The organism is Burkholderia catarinensis (assembly GCF_001883705.2).
Lineage (GTDB): Bacteria > Pseudomonadota > Gammaproteobacteria > Burkholderiales > Burkholderiaceae > Burkholderia > Burkholderia catarinensis.
The window spans coordinates 1-16074 of record NZ_MDEQ02000041.1 but is presented as its reverse complement, the minus strand read 5'-3'; the positions used below and the strand labels follow the sequence as shown (position 1 = coordinate 16074).

Sequence of the window (16074 nt, the reverse complement as noted above, 5' to 3'; positions counted from 1 at the left end):
TTCCGCGCTTGAACACCGGCGGCGATCGGCTATCGTGAGTCCATGCCCACCACGGTGCCCCTTCACGGGGATACACCATGAATGTCCAGCTGAACCATACGATCGTCTGGTGCCGCGACAAGCACGCGTCGAGCCGCTTCCTCACCGAGCTTCTGGAATTGCCATCGCCGACGCCGTTCGGCCCGATGCTGGTCGTCCCGCTCGACAACGGCGTGTCGCTCGATTTTTACGAAAAGGCGGGGGAGATCGCGGCGCAGCATTACGCGTTCCTGACCGACGAAGCGGGCTTCGAGCGTGTGTACGCGCGCATTCGCGAGCGCGGGCTGCCGCACTGGGCCGATCCGGCGAAGCGGCAACCCGGCGACATCTACCGCCACAACGGCGGCCGCGGCGTGTATTTCGACGATCCGGACGGCCACTTCCTCGAAGTGATGACGCGTCCGTATGTGCTGAACGGCTGATATGACTCCCGTGAGGCAATGGCTGGCCTGCCGTGAGGAATCAAACGCGGGTTAGCATTGCTGCCAGAGCCGCACGGGAGTCACGCTGTCTAGCTCGGCAGGCCGGCCGGCGTTGCGCCGGCCGGTATTGCGCGAGCCGGGCGCCGCGCCGCTGCGGGCGGCACCCGGCCGGCGGCCGTCACTCGGCGGCCGCCGTCGTCTTGCGCGGACGGCGCGCGCGCGGCGCCGCCTTGCGGGCAGGCTTCTTGGGCTTGGCGTCGGCCGGCGCTTCGACGGCCGATTCGACCGGCGCGGCGTCATGCGCGGGCTGCGCGGCCGCAACCTCGCCGCCGACATCACCGGCCGCCGGCGCGGCGTGCGTCACGGCGGCATGCCGCACGTCACCGTGCCCGGCCTCGCGATGCGTGTCGTCGGCAGGGTTGCCGTGCGCATGCTTGTCGCCGCCGTGCTGCGCCGCGTCTTCGGCTTTCCCGGCCCCGCGACGGCCTGCGCCCTTCGCGGCGGCGCCCTTCTTCGCGCCGGTCTTCTTCGCCGTGCTCTTGCGCGCGCGCTTGCGACCATCCTTCGCGTCGCCGTGCGCATCAGCCGTTTCGGCCATTTCGTTCGTTTCGTTCGTTTCGTTCGCTTCGGCGGTTTCAACCGGCACGACCGCCGCTGCGTCGACGAATTCGTCGACGGCCGCCTCTTCCGCTTCGACCTGTACGCTTTCGTGCACGACCGCTTCCGCCCGCTGCCCGCGACGTCGCGGCTCGCGCCCGGCCCGCGCCGGCTTCGCCGCGCGCGCGCCGTGGTGCGCGGCACCGCCGTCACCAGCCGTCGGGACGTGCTCCGTGGCCGCCGGCTGGCGTGCCCGCGAGACGAACGCGCCCGACTTGTCGTCGCGCCCCACTTCGAGCAGGCCGCGCGCCTGCGCTTCTTCGAGCAGGTTGCCGAACGCGCGGAACCCGTAGTACGACTCGTTGAAATCCGGTTTGCGGCGCTTGATCGCGCTCTTGAGCACCGACGCCCAGATCTTGCCGACGTCGTCCCGCTCCGACGCCAGCGCGTCGAACGTCTCGACCGCCAGCGCGATCGCCTCGGCCCTGCGCGCATCCATGTCGTGCTTGCGCGACGGCTCGTCGGGCCGCTTCGCGCCGCTGTTGCCCGTGCGCTGCTGTTCGCGCTTCGCGAGCGCACGCTGCTGCTCGCGCACGAGATCGTCGTAAAAGATGAATTCGTCGCAGTTCGCGACCAGCAGGTCCGACGTCGAGTTCTTCACGCCGACGCCGATCACCTTCTTCGCGTTCTCGCGCAGCTTCGACACGAGCGGCGAGAAATCCGAGTCGCCGCTGATGATCACGAACGTATCGACATGCGACTTCGTGTAGCAGAGGTCGAGCGCGTCCACGACGAGCCGGATGTCGGCCGAGTTCTTGCCCGACTGGCGCACGTGCGGAATCTCGATCAGCTCGAAGCTCGCCTCGTGCATCGACGCCTTGAAGCCCTTGTAGCGATCCCAGTCGCAATAGGCCTTCTTCACGACGATGCTGCCCTTCAGCAGCAACCGCTCCAGCACGGGCTGGATGTCGAATTTCTCGTACTTCGCGTCGCGCACGCCGAGCGCGACGTTCTCGAAGTCGCAAAACACGGCCATGCTGACGTTGTCCAGGGGTAATGCCATGTGTACTCCAACCAGTGGGCCGACGCGTTGTATGGCGTAGCGGCGAAAAATCCATCGCGCACATGATAGCCGGTCGGCGCGTCATTCCCGCGTCCGTATGAATGAATGATGGCCGGAACCTCAGTCGCGCCACCGGAGATCGCGTGCCTTCGCCGGTATGCCCGCTGCCGGTATGCCCGATGCCGGTATGCCCCTTATTACACACCCGCCGCCGGGCCAAATCGACATTACACTTGAGTTATCGGTCGTCCGTCCCTATCTGGAAGGATGACGCATCGAGCAAGGAGCGGTTTCATGACGACGAAGGTACTGCTGATTGGCGCCACCGGCCGAACGGGCCAGGCCTGCGCGGATCTGCTGCTCAAGCAGCCGGAGTTCGAGGTCACGGCGCTCGTGCGCCGGCACGGCTATGCGCTGGCGGGCGCGCGGGTCGTCGAGGCCGATCTGACGAACGATTTCTCGCACGCCTTCCAGGGCATCGCGCACGTGATCTACGCGGCCGGTTCGGCCGAATCGGACGGCGCGGCCGAAGAGGAACAGGTCGACCGCGACGCGGTCGCCCGCGCGGCCGAATACGCGCTGGCCTACAACGCGCAGAAGCTCGTGGTGATCAGCTCGCTGTCCGCGTACCGGCCCGAGCACAGCCCGGACGCGCTGCGCCACTATTCGCAGATGAAGCGCGAAGGCGACGACCGCGCGATCGCGTCGGGCGTCGACTACGTGATCCTGCGCCCGGGCCCGCTCACGGACGATCCGGGCGTCGGCAAGATCGCGCTGACCGACGCGTGGCTCGACCACGCGCCGCCCGTGTCGCGCCAGGATGTTGCCTGGGCCGCGATCGAGGCGATCAAGCTCGGTATCTCGCGCAAGATCGTCGGCTTCGTCGGCGGCGGCGTGCCGATCGAGCAGGCATTGCGCGCGTAGCGGCCCGGCACGCCGCGGCGCGCTTCTCCGTGCCGCGCGGCCCGCATGACGGGCCGCTTTGACGCCCGGGGCGCCCCAGGGCGCCCCCGAGCGCCCGCTTACTGCTTCGGATGCGCGTCGGCCCACGCCTTCACGGCGGCGAGCGTGTTCTCGACATGCTTGTCGGGCGACATGCTCGTGTATTCGTAGAGAATCTTCCCTTCCGGCGAAATCACGTACGACACCCGGTTCGCACGGTCGATCGCCGGCAGCTTCGCGTCGTATTCACGGATGATCTTCGCGTCCGGATCGGCCGCGACCGGGAACTTGCTCCGGCACTCGCTCACCGAGAATTTCGTCAGCGTGTCGATATTGTCCGCCGATACGCCGATCACCGTCGCGCCGTAAGCCTTGTAACGGTCGACCGCATCCGCGAACGCATGCGCCTCGATCGTGCAGCCCTTCGTGAACGCGGCCGGGTAGAAATACAGCACGACCGGCCCCTGCTTCAGCGTGTCCGCGAGCGAGTACGTGTAAGTCTTGCCGCCCAGCGACGCCTGCGTCGTGAAATCGGGCGCCGCGGCGCCCGGCTTCAGTTCCGCCTGCGCCACCAGCGCATGACCGGCCACCAGCGCTGCCACGGCGCCCAGCAATAGTTTTCGCTTCATCTGCGTCCTCATTTCTTATAAAGTCAGCCTCGATGTAGGCCTCGCCGGCGTTCGCCTGTCGAACGCCCGGTACCCGAATCCGGCCCGGCGGCAGCGCCATCCGCGGCCGGCCCGTTAAAGATTCCGCACAGTCTGCCGTTATTCCTTCCGGACAACCGGTTCCAGCCCTTCACGTCAGCGAGAAACATGGAAGCCAACAGGAAACAGACGCCACGCAAGGGCTCCTGGCGCAGCGCCTTGCATACGCTGCGCCGCTTCGCCTGGTCGGGCGGCGCGCTGATGCCCGCGCGCGCCGGCGCGCCGCGCCGCGACGATTCCGTGCGCAACTGGCTGGAACAGACGGTCGGCACGGTGGATTTCCTCGCCCATGTCGACCGCGAGCTGCGCTTTCTGTACGTGTCCGACGCGAGCCTGCGCTTCATCGGCTACCACCGCGACTACCTGCACACGCTGACGCTGCGCGACCTGATCGCCGAACAGGATACCCCGGCGCTCGAAGGCCTGCTTGCGCGCGCCGCGCGTTCCGGCCTGGTCGAGAAGGCGACGATGTGCATCGTCAAGTCGCTCACCTACCCGCTGGACGTCGAGGTCCGCGCGTTCAAGAGCCGCCACCTCGGGGTCGACGGCTTCGCGATCGCGGCGTTCGACGTGTCGTCGTGGCGCGCGCTCGAGGCGCGCCTGACATACGAAATGCACCACGATCCGATGACGGGGCTCGACAACCTGTCCGCGCTCGTGCCTGCGCTGATGCGCGCGCAGCAGGCCGCCGACGAGCACGGCACCTGCGCGGCGCTGCTGCTGCTCGACCTCGACGACTACCAGCGGATCAACCGCGCGCTCGGCTACGACGCGGGCGACACGCTGCTGCGCGAAACCGCGCAGCGGCTGAAGGCGCTCGTCACGCCGAACGAACAGCTCGCGCGCGTCGCGAGCGACAAGTTCGCGGTCGTGCTCAGCGCATCCGACCGCACGCAGGCGAGCAATACAGCCGACGCGCTTGCGCGCCGGCTGCAGGCCGCCGTGCGCGAGCCCTACGTGTACCAGGGGCAGACCGTGCACCTGTCCGCGAGCATCGGCATCGCGCTCTACCCGGACGAACGTGCCGCGCCGCATCGCGCGCAGCACCACAGCCCGCTGCTGCGCCGCGCCGACCATGCGCTCGCGCAGGCAAAGACATCGGGCGGCAACGCGCTCGCGTTCCATGCGCCCGTCGACGATCCGGCCGACGCCGAACGGCTGAAGCTCGAAGCCGACCTGTACGACGGCGTGCGCAACGGCGAGTTTTCGCTCCATTTCCAGCCGATCACGCGCAGCCAGTCGGGCGCGGTGGTCGGCGTCGAGGCGCTGATCCGCTGGCGCCATCCGGTGCACGGTCTCGTGCCGCCGGCGACCTTCATTCCGCTCGCCGAATCGATCGGCCTGATCAACTATCTCGGCAACTGGGTGCTCAAGGCCGCGTGCATGCAGCTCGTCGCATGGGACCGCCAGGGGCTCGCGCTGCAGTACGTGGCGGTCAACGTGTCGCCGCAGCAGTTCCGCGACCCGCGCTTCACGCAGAGCGTGCGCGAGGCGATCGCGCTGACGGGCATCGACCCGCGCCGCATCGTGCTCGAAATCACCGAAAGCCTGCTGATGCACGATCCCGCGCATGCGAAGGGGCTGCTCGAGGAGCTGACCGATCTCGGCATCCGCTTCGCGATCGACGATTTCGGCACCGGCTATTCGAGCCTCGCGTATCTGCAGCGCTTCCCGCTCGCGAAGCTGAAGATCGACCGCAGTTTCGTCGAGAACCTGCTGACCTCGCGCAATGACCGTGCGATCGTGTCGGCGGTGGTCGGCCTCGCGCAGACGCTCGATCTCGAACTCGTCGCCGAAGGCGTCGAGACCGAGGCGCAGCGCGAGCTGCTGACGGAGATGGGCTGCAATCATATCCAGGGCTGGCTCGTCTGCCAGGCGCTGCCGTCCGAGGAGCTCGCGCGGCGCTTCGAGGCGCAGCAGTTGCACCTGCACGCCGCCGCCTGACGCGCGCGGCGAACCGGACAGATCCGTATGTCAACCACCGAATACCTGCCCCGCACCGCACTGCTCGACAAGCTGTGGGCCCAGATGAGCGAACGGGGCGATTTCCCGCTGCTGTCGGAATCGCTGCGCGCGACGATGGCCGCGATGAAGAACGACGACCTCGACTTCACCGCGCTCGTGCGCGTCGTGCTGTCGGATTTCGCGCTCACGCAGAAAGTGCTGCGACTCGCGAACTCCGCGATGTACATGGCGTTCGGCGGCAACATCACGACCGTTACCCGCGCACTGATGGTGCTCGGCATGGACGCCGTCGGCCATCTGGTCGTCGGGCTGAAGCTCGTCGACCATTTCCACCACAGCACGCCGCGGCGCATCGACGCGAAGCTCGAACTGAACCGCGCGCTGCTGTCCGGCTGCGTCGCGCGCAAGCTCACCGAGCGCGCCGAGCTGCGCGGGGGCGAGGAAGCCGTCGTCTGCACGCTGATGCGCCAGGTCGGCAAGCTGCTCGTGGTCTGCTATCTCGACAGCGAGTGGGACCGGATCCGCCGCCGCGCGGCCGAGCTGAACGGCGACGAATCGGCTGCCTGCGCGGACGTGCTCGGCGTCGGCTTCGACGAGATCGGGCTCGAGGCAGCCGCGCGCTGGCGGCTGCCCGACATGATCCGCGCGGGGATGGCCGACCACGACCACGCGGCCCGCACCGACGCGTTCGACGACGAAGGCGACCACCGCAACGCGGGCCATGCGACCGATGACGGCCCGGCCGACCGCGTCCGCTGGCTGCGCGCGGTGAGCCGCTGCTCGACCGACGTCGCGAGCGCGCTCGTGATGCCCGCGAGCCCGCAGCGCGACGCGCGCATCGCGGCGCTCGCGCAGCACTTCGGCGCGGAACTCGACATGGAGCCCGACGCGCTCGTCGAGATCGCCGAGCGGCTCGCGCGCGAGGAAGCGAGCGACACCGTGATGCGCGAGATCGTCGAGCTGCGCGCGAACGCCGATGCGATCGCGCGCGCGCAGGCCGAGCCCGAGGCATGTCTCGAAGCCGGCCTGGCGGACCTGCGCGCGTTGCCGTCCGAGCACGTGCTGACGCCGGTGCTCGCGCTCGCGTCGGAAAGCCTGCTGGCCGGCCTCGCGTTCACGCGCACCGTGATGTTCGTGCGTCACGACGACGGCACGTTCGCCGCGCGCCTCGGTTTCGGTCCCGACGTCGATACGGCGCTCGACCGGCTGCGCTTCGACGAGCGCTTCGAGCCCGACGTATTTCATCTCGCGATCTCGAACTCGGTCGGCATCTTCATCGAGCAGGCGCAGGAACCGAAAATGCTCAAGCGCCTGCCCGCGTGGTATCTCGACGTGTTCGACGATACGCGCGCGTTCGTGCTGCTGCCCGTGCGCGTCGGCACGACGACCGTCGCGCTGCTGTACGGCGACTGGTCCGGCGCGCAGCCCGCGCGCAAGATCACCCAGCAGGAGATGGGCGTGCTCAACGAGCTCGCGCGCGAACTGGGCCGGTTCTTTCCTGCGCAGCACGGCTGACGGCCGGCGCCGCCGTTTCCCGCCTCCAAAAGCAAACCGGCCGCATCAGCGGCCGGTTTGCTTGCATCGTGCGATCGAACGAAACGCTTACTTGAGCGTCACCGGCACGCTGAAGTACTTCTTCGCGAGGTTGTCGATCGTGCCGTCGGCCTTCAGTTCCTTCAGCGCCTGATCGAGCGCGGTCTTCAGCGCCGCGTCGTTCTTGCGCAGGCCGAAGCCGACGCCCGAGCCGAGGATCTCGGTGTCGCTGACCGTGCCGCCCGCGAACGCGAAGCCCTGGCCTTGCGGCTTCGTCAGGAAGCCCTTCGAACCGGCTTCCGAATCCTGGAACGTCGCGTCGAGACGGCCCGACTTCAGGTCGGCATAGGCCAGATCCTGCGTCTGGTACGGCACGACTTCGACGCCGGCCGGCGCCCACTTCTTCTTCGCGTACGCTTCCTGGATCGTGCCCTGCAGCACGCCCACGCGCTTGCCCTTCAGCGATTGCGGGGTCGGCAGCAGGCCGACGCCCTGCTTCGCGATGAGCTGGTTCGGAATCGTGTAGATCGGATCGGTGAACGCGATCGCGTGCTTGCGCTGGTCGGTGATCGTCATGTCCGAGTTGATCGCGTCGAACTTGCGCGCCTGCAGCGCGGGGATCAGGCCGTCGAAGTCGTTCTCGACCCACACGCACTTCGTCTTCAGCTTCGCGCACACCGCGTTGCCGATGTCGATGTCGAAGCCGGTCAGCTTGCCGTCGGGCGTCTTGTATTCGAACGGCGCGTACGAGGCTTCCACGCCGAAACGGATCTCTTTCAGATCCGCGGCCATCGCGCTGCCTGCCGCCACGGCCGATGCCGCCACCACCGCATGCGCGGCCACTTTACGCCAATCCAACTTCATCAGGTGCTCTCCTCGATACTCGAATGTTCCGGAACTACGGGCGCATGCATCATTGCAGGGTCGGATGATCACGACAATGCCGCTGCCGCGCCGTGATGCGGCGCAACAGCCGCAAGGCCGCGATTGTACCAATCCGCGCGGCCCGGCATGGCAAAGCAGCCGTCAGTGAGCGATGCTGCGGTGCGCACACGACGCCGGCCGGGCCGGCCGCGAAACTGGCAAGACGATGTCGCAAATACGCAAGGCGCGGCCGCGCCGACCAGTCAGACGAGTGCCGCGATCGTCTCGCGCGTCGTGTCGATGACGAGCAGGCCCGCGCGCAGGCCCGGCTTCACGGCCGGGTTCGGAAACACGATCCGTTCCTCGTCGTGCGTCACCGTATAGCGGTAGTCGCCGTCCTGCGCGAGCACGGTGCCGCGCGCGAACGCAGTGAAGTTCGCGACGTCGGCCGCGACGAACAGCTCGAGCGCGTCGCTCCGCTTCGTGATCTGGTCGATCACCGTGAAGACGCGCGGCAGCGACGGGTGGCCGCCCGCGGCATCGGCATCGCGCGCCGGATGGCCGCCCCTCGCCCCCGACACGAGCTGGCGCACCGCGCGGTCGACCGGCGCGAAGCGCGTCAGGTCGTTCTGGCCGAACGGCCGCACCTTGCCGAGTTCCAGCGTGCACGCGAGCGCGCCGCAGTGCTCGGCCGTGAAATGCGAATACGTGTTGCCCTTCGCGGTATGCAGCAGCACGGCCGCGATGCGCGCATCGCCGAGCCACTCGACCATCGTGCGCGTCGGCGGCGTGCCCGTGTGCGGCAGCAGCGCGAACTGCTCGAACACCGATGCGCGGATCGCCGTGTGCATGTCGATGTGCCAGCGCTCGGCACCGGCCGGCGCCGCCGCGAAGAACGCGGCCGCGGCCGCTTCGAGCTGCGCGGCACGCGGCGCTTCGCGGCTCGCGGGCACCTGCACGTGACGGCCGCTGAACAGCCGGTTCAGGTCGTCGTCGAGATAGCGTTCGCCCGCGCGCATCGCCGGCACGTTGCCGAGCACGACGAGCAGCCGGCACGCGAGCGGCAGCGCGCCCGCCGCGAGATCGCGCACGAGCATCGACAGCAGCTCGATCGGCGCCGTCTCGTCGCCGTGCACGCCGGCCGACACGAGCACGCTCGCACGCGCCGTGTCGACGGTCGCGGCCGGTTCGAGCACGAGCAACCCGTCGCCGAGCCATTGCCAGCGCACCGCGCCGCCCGCGCACGCGCCGTCCTTCGCGGCCGGCGCATCGCCCGCGAGCGTGAATGCGAGGAAATCGTCGAGCAGTGCGCCGGTCATGCGGGAATCAGCGCTGGAAGTCATACAGCGAACCGACGCGCAGGATCTGCGTGAGCTCGTCGAGCGCCGTGCGCGATTCGTCGAGCAGCACCGGATCGGCGAGGTCTTCCGGTGCGAGGCGATCGCGATAGTGCTTGTCGATCCATGCGTCGAGCGACGCGAACAGCGTGTCGTTGATCCACACGTTCGACTTGACGGCCGCGCGCTCCGCTTCGTTCAGCACGACGCGCAGGCGCAGGCACGCGGGGCCGCCGCCGTTCTTCATGCTTTCGCGCAGGTCGAACACGAGCACGTCGTGGATCGGGCCGTTGCCGGCCGCGAGATGGTCGAGATAGGCCGCGACGTTCGCGTTCTCGCGGCATTCCTGCGGCACGACGAGCACCTGCGAGCCGTCCGCGCGCGACAGCAGCTGGCTGTTGAACAGATACGACGTCACCGCGTCGTTCACGCTCACGGCCGCATCGGGCACCTCGATCACGTTCAGGCGCGCGCCGCGGGCGTCGAGCGCGGCGGTCAGCGTATCGTAGATCGCCTGCTTGTTGACGAACGCGCGCTCGTGCGTGAACAGCGTGTCGCGGTTGCCGACCGAGATCACGTCGTTGTGGAACACGCCCGCGTCGATCACGTCCGGATCCTGCTGCGCATAGACCGTCGCTTCTTCGGCCAGCCCGTGGCGATGCGCGACCGCGCGGCTCGCCTCGAAGGTCTGGCGTGCCGGGAAGCGCTTCGGTTCCGGGCCGCGGCGATATTCCGCGCGGCCGTACACGAAGAACTCGATGCCCGGCTGGCCGTATTCGGCGCAAAAGCGCGTGTGGTTCGCCGCGCCTTCGTCGCCGAGCGCCGGCGTGCCCGTCAGCGCTTCGTGCACCGCGAAATGCGCGGGATCGGCGAACAGCGTCGACAGCGTGCGGCGCGTCGCGTCGTGCTCGATCGCGCGATGCAGCTTGCTGCACAGGTTCGCCGGCGTGAAGTGCACGCGGCCGTCGCTCGTATCGGCCGACGGGCTGACGGTGGCCGCGTTCGCGGTCCACATCGCCGATGCCGAGCTCGCCGCGGCGAGCAGTTCGGGCGCCTGCTTCGCGGCCTTCGCGATCACGTCCGCATCCTTGCCCGAGAAACCGAGCTCGCGCAGCAGGCGCAGCGACGGCCGCTCCTGCGGCGGCAGCACGCCTTGCGCGAAACCGAGATCCGCGAGCTGCTTCATCTTGCGCAGCCCCTGCTTCGCGGCGGCCTTCGGGTTCGCGGCCGACTTTTCGTTGTTGAGCGACGCCACGTTGCCGAACGACAGCCCGGCGTAGTTGTGGGTCGGGCCGACGAGCCCGTCGAAATTGGCTTCTTGTGCGTTCATCGTCGTTCCCTCGATCAGAAATGCAGGCCCGGCGACAGGCTCGCGGGCAAGGTCAGTTGCGTGCTTTCCACCGACGCCATCGGATACGCGCAATAGTCGGCCGCGTAGTACGCGCTCGGACGATGGTTGCCCGAGCGGCCGGTGCCGCCGAACGGCGCGGCGGACGACGCGCCGTTGGTCGGCCGGTTCCAGTTGACGATCCCGGCGCGGATCGTGCGGCGGAAGTGCTCCCATGCGTGCGCGTCGTCGGCGAGCAGGCCGGCGGACAGGCCGAACGCCGTGTCGTTCGCGCGCTCGATCGCTTCGTCGAACGTCGCGTAGCGCACGATCTGCGCGAGCGGCCCGAAATGCTCTTCGTCGGGCAGGTCGGCCACGCCCGTCACGTCGACGATCGCCGCGTTCACGAAGCCGAGGCGCGGATCGCGCTGCGTCATCGCGACGATCGGTTTCGCGCCCTGTTCGATCAGGCGCGACTGCGCGTCGACGAGCTTCGCCGCGGCGCGTGCCGAGATCACCGCGCCCATGAACGGCTGCGGATCGGCGTCGAACACGTCGGCCGTGATCTTCGACGTGACGTCGGCGAAGCGCGCGAGGAAGCGGTCGCCGAACGCGCCCTGCGGCACGAAGATGCGGCGCGCGCATGTGCAGCGCTGGCCGGCCGACAGGAACGCCGACTGGATCGTGTGATGCACGGCTGCGTCGATGTCCTCGACTTCACCGATCACGAGCGGGTTGTTGCCGCCCATCTCGAGCGCGAGCACGATTTCCGGACGGCCGCCGAACTGCCGGTGCAGCAGCGTGCCGGTGTCCGAGCTGCCCGTGAAGAACAGCCCGTCGATCTGCCGGTGGTTCGCGAGCGCGATGCCCGTGTCCTTCTCGCCCTGCACGAGGTTCAGCACGCCGGCCGGCAACCCGGCTTCCTGCCACACTTCGACCGTCGCGCGCGCGACGCCCGGCGCGAGCTCCGACGGCTTGAACACGACTGCATTGCCGGCGATCAGCGCCGGCACGATATGGCCGTTCGGCAAGTGGCCGGGGAAGTTGTACGGACCGAACACCGCGACGACGCCGTGCGGGCGGTGGCGCAGCACCGCGACGCCGTCCGCCATGTCCTGGCGCTTCTCGCCCGTGCGTTCCTGGTACGCCTGGATCGAGATGCCGACCTTCGCGGCCATCGACGCGACTTCGGTGCGCGCTTCCCACAGCGGCTTGCCCGTCTCGCGGCCGATCGCGGTCGCGATCGCTTCCTTGCGTTCGTTGAGCAAGGCCGCGAAGCGCTTGACGATCGCGCAGCGCGCTTCGAAATCGAGCGCCGACCAGCCGGCAAATGCGCGGCGCGCGCTCGCGACCGCACGATCGACATCGGCTGCCGACGCGCTTTCGCCCTGCCATGCGATCTCGTCGGTGCCCGGGTTGCGCGAAGCGAAGGCGGGGCCCGAGCCTGCGACCCAGGCGCCGTCGATGAAGAGTTCCGTCATGATTCGTTTATCCCTGTTTGACTTTGAGCGGCAGCACGCGGACCGGATCGCCGGCCTGCACGTCGAGCGCGGCGGCATCGTCGGCCGACAGCACGAACGCGCCGTTCGCGACCACGCCCGGCGCGACGCCGACGCGGAAGTCGGCGAGCGACGTGTTCGACACGAGCGACTTCGAACCATCGTCGCGTGCGTCGGGCACGCCGATCGAGACCGGTACGACGACGCTCTCGCGCACCGTGCGCAGGTCGTTGACGTGGCATTCGAGCACGGGGCCCGCGTCGAAGATGTCGACGTGATTCTGGTAGCGCAGCCCTTCCGCCTCGAGCATCTTGCGGGCCGGCAGCGTATCGCGATGCGTGAGGCCGACCGCGTCCTGCGCGTCTTGCGGCAGCAGATCGACGTACACCGGGTAGCGCGGCATCAGTTCCGCGAGGAACGACTTGCGGCCGTGCGAGCTGAGATAGTCGGCCGCGTTGAAATCGATCTGGTAGAAGTGCGAACCGACTGCGCGCCAGAACGGCGACGTGCCGTCTTCGTCGAAGTGGCCGCGCAGCTCCGCGCAGATGCGTTCCGGGAAGCGGTCGCGGAACTGCGCGATGAACATGAAGCGCGAGCGCGACAGCAGGCCGCCGACGCCGCCCGTGCGATAGCGCGGGCTCAGGAACAGCGAGCACACTTCCGCGTAACCCGTCAGGTCGTGCGAGATGTTCAGCGCGGACATCCGCGTCCACACGCCGAGCTCCTGGCTCGCGTGCACGACCGTGCTCACGCGATAGTTGTAGAACGGCTGTTCGAGGCCGACCTGCGCCTCGATCCCGCACACGCCCGCGATGTCGCCCGTCTTCGATTCTTCCATCACGAAGAAGTAGCCGGCCTCGCCGGCCGCCGCCTGCCCTTCGAGCGTGCGGCGCGTACGTTCGATGCGCGCGGCGAGCGCGTCGCGGTCCGGCTTGAACGTGGTCAGGCCCGGCCCGGTTTCCTTCGCGAGCGATACGAGCGCGTCGACGTCGCCCGTTTGTACGACCCGAACGACGATCATGCTGCGTCTCCCTTCAAATCTTCATCGTCGCGGCGATGCAGCGGCACGCAGCGCACGATATCGCCGTCCTTTACATCGAGCGCCGCGCGCACGTCGCCGGCCAGCGGCGCATCGGCGCCCCGCGCGTCGGCCGGGTCGCCCGGGTCGCCCGGGTCGCCCGGCAGGTCGGCCAGCACGCAGCGGAACGATTCGCCGCTGCCGGTCGACACCATGTACGCGACGTCGCCTTGCTGGTGTGCGGCCTCGCGCACGACGCGCTCCGTGCCGTGCTTCACGCATGCGGTGCGGTCGACCTGCGCGGTCAGCACCGGGCCCGCGTCGAAGATGTCGACGAAGCGGTCGGGCTCGAAGCCTTCTTCGAGATGGATGTCGTACGCGAGCAGCGCCGTCTCGTTCGGCTCGCCGAGCACGCGCTGCGCGGCTTCCGGCAGCAGCGGCACGTACAGCGGATAGGCCGGCATCACTTCCGCGATGAACGTGCGGCTGCGGCCGCCCGACGCGATGTCCACGTCGGTGAAGTCGCGGCCGAAGAACTTGCGGCCCACCGCTTCCCAGAACGGCGATGCGCCGTTGCCGTCGCTCACGCCGAGCAGCAGCGTGAACACTTCGGGCGTGAAGCGGCGGCGGTTCGCGGCGATATACATCATTCGCGCACGCGAGATCAGGTGCGCGGCCGCGTCGCCGCGCAGCGACGGATCGACGTAGAAGCCGGCGAGCCGGCTCTTGCCGGTCAGCTCGTGCGACATCGTGAGCGCGTGGATCTTGCGGTTCACGTGCAGCTCGCGCGACGCGTGGATCAGTGCGTCGTTGCGGAACGCGTAGAACGGTTCCGAGTAGCCGGCCGCGGCCACGATGCTCGCCGTGCCGAGCAGCTTGCCCGTCGACGCATCCTCGAGCACGAAGAGGTAGAACTCCTCGCCGGCGAAGTCGACGTCCGCGCGAAACGAATCCTCGGAGAGCGCCACGCGTGCTTCGAGCGCCGCGCGGTCGTGCGGCAGCGAGTGCAGGACCGGCTGCGCGGTGCGCGCCATGTGCGCGAGCGCATCGAGATCCGTGAGTTTGCCGGGGCGAACAAATAGCATCGTCGTTCCTGTCTGCGATGGGTGCGCCGATCAGCGCGCGGTGGCTTCCTGCGCGGCGAGCACTTGTTCGACCGCTTTCTCGAAGCGCTTCATGCCTTCGTCGAGCAGGTCGAACGGGATCACCAGCGACGGGACGAAGCGCAGCACGTTCGGGCCGGCGATCAGCATGATCAGGCCGTTCTCGGCGGCTGCGTTGACGAAGTCCTTCGCGCGGCCGTCGAACGCTGCGGTGAGTTCGGCGCCGACGAGCAGGCCCTTGCCGCGCACGTCCTTGAAGATGCCGAAGCGTGCGTTGATGCGTTCGAGCGCGCCCTTCAGGCGCACGCTGCGTTCGCGCACGCCTTCGAGCAGTGCCGGGTCGCCGATCAGTTCGACGACCTTGTCGGCGATCGCCGATGCGAGCGGGTTGCCGCCGTACGTCGTGCCGTGCACGCCGACCTTGAAGTGCGCGGCCAGTTCGTTCGTCGTCAGCATCGCGCCGATCGGGAAGCCGTTGCCGAGCGCCTTGGCGGTCGTCAGGATGTCCGGCGTGACGCCCGTGTCCATGTACGCGTAGAACTGGCCCGTGCGGCCGACGCCCGTTTGCACTTCGTCAAAAATCAGCAGTGCGTCGTGTGCGTCGCATGCTTCGCGCAGCGCCTTCAGGAACGCCGGATCGGCGGGGATCACGCCGCCTTCGCCCTGCACGGGCTCGACGATCACGGCGCAGGTTTGCGGGCCGATCGCTGCCTTTGCGGCTTCGATGTCGTTGTACGGCAGGTGCTTGATGCCGGCCGGCACGGGGCCGAAGCCTTCCGAGTACTTCGGCTGGCCGCCGACGCTGACCGTGAAGAACGTGCGGCCGTGGAACGACTGCACGAACGAGATGATTTCCGCTTTATCGGCGCCGTGGCGATCGAACGCGACGCGGCGTGCGAGCTTCAGTGCGGCTTCGTTTGCTTCCGCGCCCGAGTTCGCGAAGAATGCGCGGTCGGCGAAGGTCAGCGATTCGAGGCGCTTCGCGAGGCGCAGCACCGGTTCGTTCGTGTAGCCGTTGCCGATGTGCCAGAGCTTGCGGCCTTGTTCGTCCAGGACCTTCAGCAGTTCCGGGTGGCCGTGGCCGAGCGACGTCACGGCGATGCCGCAGGCGAAATCGAGGTACTCGCGGCCGGCCGTGTCCCACACGCGGGAGCCCTCTGCGCGATCCGGCACGAACGGCGCGGGGGAAAATACCGGCACCATCACTTCGTCGAATGTCTGGCGGTTCACGGTCGAGGTCGTCATGGTCGTTCCTTTCGGTTTCGTAAGAGGGTTCAACAGGATCAAGTTTAGGTAAGGGTGACGCAAGCGTCTTGCGGAATTGCGACGGGTTCTATCGGAAGCCCTTTTCCTTTCGCTATTTTGCCCCTCCCGGTAGGGGCGGTGCCGGTTTTGGCGGTCGATCAGCAGCGTTTGGCGTGAAGCACCTGCGATCGTGTCGGTCTATTAGCGTCGCCCCTGCGCGGGGCAGCGGTCACTTTTCTTTGTCTTGCCAAAGAAAAGTAACCAAAAGAAAGGCGCTCGGATAACACATGACTTCCCGGTGCCATGGCTCCCGAAGTGGACCGCGCCTAAGTGTCCGCGCCAGTCAGGCGGGCGGAGTGGTTCGAGCAATGGATCTGACACCACTCACCACCCAACGGAGCGGTATACCGCCC

At 68.1% G+C, this 16074-nt stretch carries 13 protein-coding genes; 4 read left to right on the top strand and 9 right to left on the bottom strand.

Going from position 1 to position 16074, the window contains the following annotated elements:
* Positions 1–77: 77 nt before the first annotated feature.
* Positions 78–461 (top strand): VOC family protein, encoded by a 384-nt coding sequence (locus BFF94_RS35110; protein WP_128844972.1) that lies wholly within the window; start codon positions 78–80, stop codon positions 459–461.
* A 178-nt stretch (positions 462–639) separates the two neighbouring features.
* On the opposite strand, the gene BFF94_RS35105 is transcribed toward BFF94_RS35110, so the two are convergent.
* The gene (locus BFF94_RS35105; RefSeq protein ID WP_219140389.1) at positions 640–2121 is read right to left on the bottom strand and encodes an NYN domain-containing protein; all 1482 of its coding nucleotides are present in this window, start codon (positions 2119–2121) and stop codon (positions 640–642) included.
* Positions 2122–2415: 294 nt separating this feature from the next.
* On the opposite strand from BFF94_RS35105, the gene BFF94_RS35100 reads away from it, so the two are divergent.
* A complete protein-coding gene (locus BFF94_RS35100) occupies positions 2416–3045 on the top strand; it encodes an SDR family oxidoreductase (RefSeq protein ID WP_128842289.1) in 630 nt (209 codons plus the stop codon).
* A 98-nt stretch (positions 3046–3143) separates the two neighbouring features.
* Here BFF94_RS35100 and BFF94_RS35095 read toward each other — a convergent pair whose 3' ends face one another.
* On the bottom strand, positions 3144–3692 hold the full coding sequence (locus BFF94_RS35095) for a peroxiredoxin (RefSeq protein ID WP_128842290.1): 549 nt from the start codon (positions 3690–3692) through the stop codon (positions 3144–3146).
* Between the two features lie 279 nt (positions 3693–3971).
* Here BFF94_RS35095 and cdpA point away from each other — a divergent pair, with 279 nt between their 5' ends.
* Both cdpA and BFF94_RS35085 read left to right on the top strand, forming a co-directional pair.
* A complete protein-coding gene (gene cdpA, locus BFF94_RS35090; RefSeq protein WP_201260366.1) occupies positions 3972–5714 on the top strand; it encodes a cyclic di-GMP phosphodiesterase CdpA in 1743 nt (580 codons plus the stop codon).
* A 27-nt stretch (positions 5715–5741) separates the two neighbouring features.
* Positions 5742–7250, top strand: coding sequence for an HDOD domain-containing protein (locus BFF94_RS35085; protein WP_219140388.1), 1509 nt, complete (start codon positions 5742–5744; stop codon positions 7248–7250).
* 87 nt (positions 7251–7337) lie between these two features.
* Here BFF94_RS35085 and BFF94_RS35080 read toward each other — a convergent pair whose 3' ends face one another.
* From BFF94_RS35080 to BFF94_RS35050, 7 genes are all read right to left on the bottom strand, one after another.
* Entirely contained in the window at positions 7338–8132 is a 795-nt protein-coding gene (locus BFF94_RS35080; RefSeq protein ID WP_219140387.1) for an ABC transporter substrate-binding protein, read from the bottom strand.
* 263 nt (positions 8133–8395) lie between these two features.
* Positions 8396–9475, bottom strand: coding sequence for a succinylglutamate desuccinylase (gene astE / locus BFF94_RS35075; RefSeq protein ID WP_219140386.1), 1080 nt, complete (start codon positions 9473–9475; stop codon positions 8396–8398).
* A complete protein-coding gene (gene astB, locus BFF94_RS35070; protein WP_128842293.1) occupies positions 9459–10799 on the bottom strand; it encodes an N-succinylarginine dihydrolase in 1341 nt (446 codons plus the stop codon). Before astB ends, astE begins: the two co-directional genes overlap by 17 nt.
* 14 nt (positions 10800–10813) lie before the next feature.
* Positions 10814–12277, bottom strand: coding sequence for a succinylglutamate-semialdehyde dehydrogenase (gene astD, locus BFF94_RS35065; RefSeq protein WP_128842294.1), 1464 nt, complete (start codon positions 12275–12277; stop codon positions 10814–10816).
* Positions 12278–12284: 7 nt separating this feature from the next.
* Entirely contained in the window at positions 12285–13316 is a 1032-nt protein-coding gene (gene astA, locus BFF94_RS35060; protein ID WP_128842295.1) for an arginine N-succinyltransferase, read from the bottom strand.
* The gene (aruF, locus tag BFF94_RS35055) at positions 13313–14398 is read right to left on the bottom strand and encodes an arginine/ornithine succinyltransferase subunit alpha (protein WP_128842296.1); all 1086 of its coding nucleotides are present in this window, start codon (positions 14396–14398) and stop codon (positions 13313–13315) included. Before aruF ends, astA begins: the two co-directional genes overlap by 4 nt.
* A gap of 30 nt (positions 14399–14428) precedes the next feature.
* Positions 14429–15661 carry an aspartate aminotransferase family protein gene (locus BFF94_RS35050; protein ID WP_128842297.1) on the bottom strand — a complete coding sequence of 411 codons (1233 nt, stop codon included), beginning with the start codon at positions 15659–15661 and terminating at the stop codon, positions 14429–14431.
* Between the last annotated feature and the right edge of the window lie 413 nt (positions 15662–16074).

Excerpts from the sequence above, each read along its gene's own strand:
- astA (WP_128842295.1), bottom strand. The coding sequence starts at position 13,316 with ATGATCGTCGTTCGGGTCGTACAAACGGGCGACGTCGACGCGCTCGTA.
- BFF94_RS35050 (WP_128842297.1), bottom strand. The coding sequence starts at position 15,661 with ATGACGACCTCGACCGTGAACCGCCAGACATTCGACGAAGTGATGGTG.
- cdpA (WP_201260366.1), top strand. The coding sequence starts at position 3,972 with ATGCCCGCGCGCGCCGGCGCGCCGCGCCGCGACGATTCCGTGCGCAAC.
- BFF94_RS35085 (WP_219140388.1), top strand. The coding sequence starts at position 5,742 with ATGTCAACCACCGAATACCTGCCCCGCACCGCACTGCTCGACAAGCTG.
- BFF94_RS35110 (WP_128844972.1), top strand. The coding sequence starts at position 78 with ATGAATGTCCAGCTGAACCATACGATCGTCTGGTGCCGCGACAAGCAC.
- astE (WP_219140386.1), bottom strand. The coding sequence starts at position 9,475 with ATGACTTCCAGCGCTGATTCCCGCATGACCGGCGCACTGCTCGACGAT.
- BFF94_RS35105 (WP_219140389.1), bottom strand. The coding sequence starts at position 2,121 with ATGGCATTACCCCTGGACAACGTCAGCATGGCCGTGTTTTGCGACTTC.
- astD (WP_128842294.1), bottom strand. The coding sequence starts at position 12,277 with ATGACGGAACTCTTCATCGACGGCGCCTGGGTCGCAGGCTCGGGCCCC.
- astB (WP_128842293.1), bottom strand. The coding sequence starts at position 10,799 with ATGAACGCACAAGAAGCCAATTTCGACGGGCTCGTCGGCCCGACCCAC.
- BFF94_RS35080 (WP_219140387.1), bottom strand. The coding sequence starts at position 8,132 with ATGAAGTTGGATTGGCGTAAAGTGGCCGCGCATGCGGTGGTGGCGGCA.
- BFF94_RS35095 (WP_128842290.1), bottom strand. The coding sequence starts at position 3,692 with ATGAAGCGAAAACTATTGCTGGGCGCCGTGGCAGCGCTGGTGGCCGGT.
- aruF (WP_128842296.1), bottom strand. The coding sequence starts at position 14,398 with ATGCTATTTGTTCGCCCCGGCAAACTCACGGATCTCGATGCGCTCGCG.
- BFF94_RS35100 (WP_128842289.1), top strand. The coding sequence starts at position 2,416 with ATGACGACGAAGGTACTGCTGATTGGCGCCACCGGCCGAACGGGCCAG.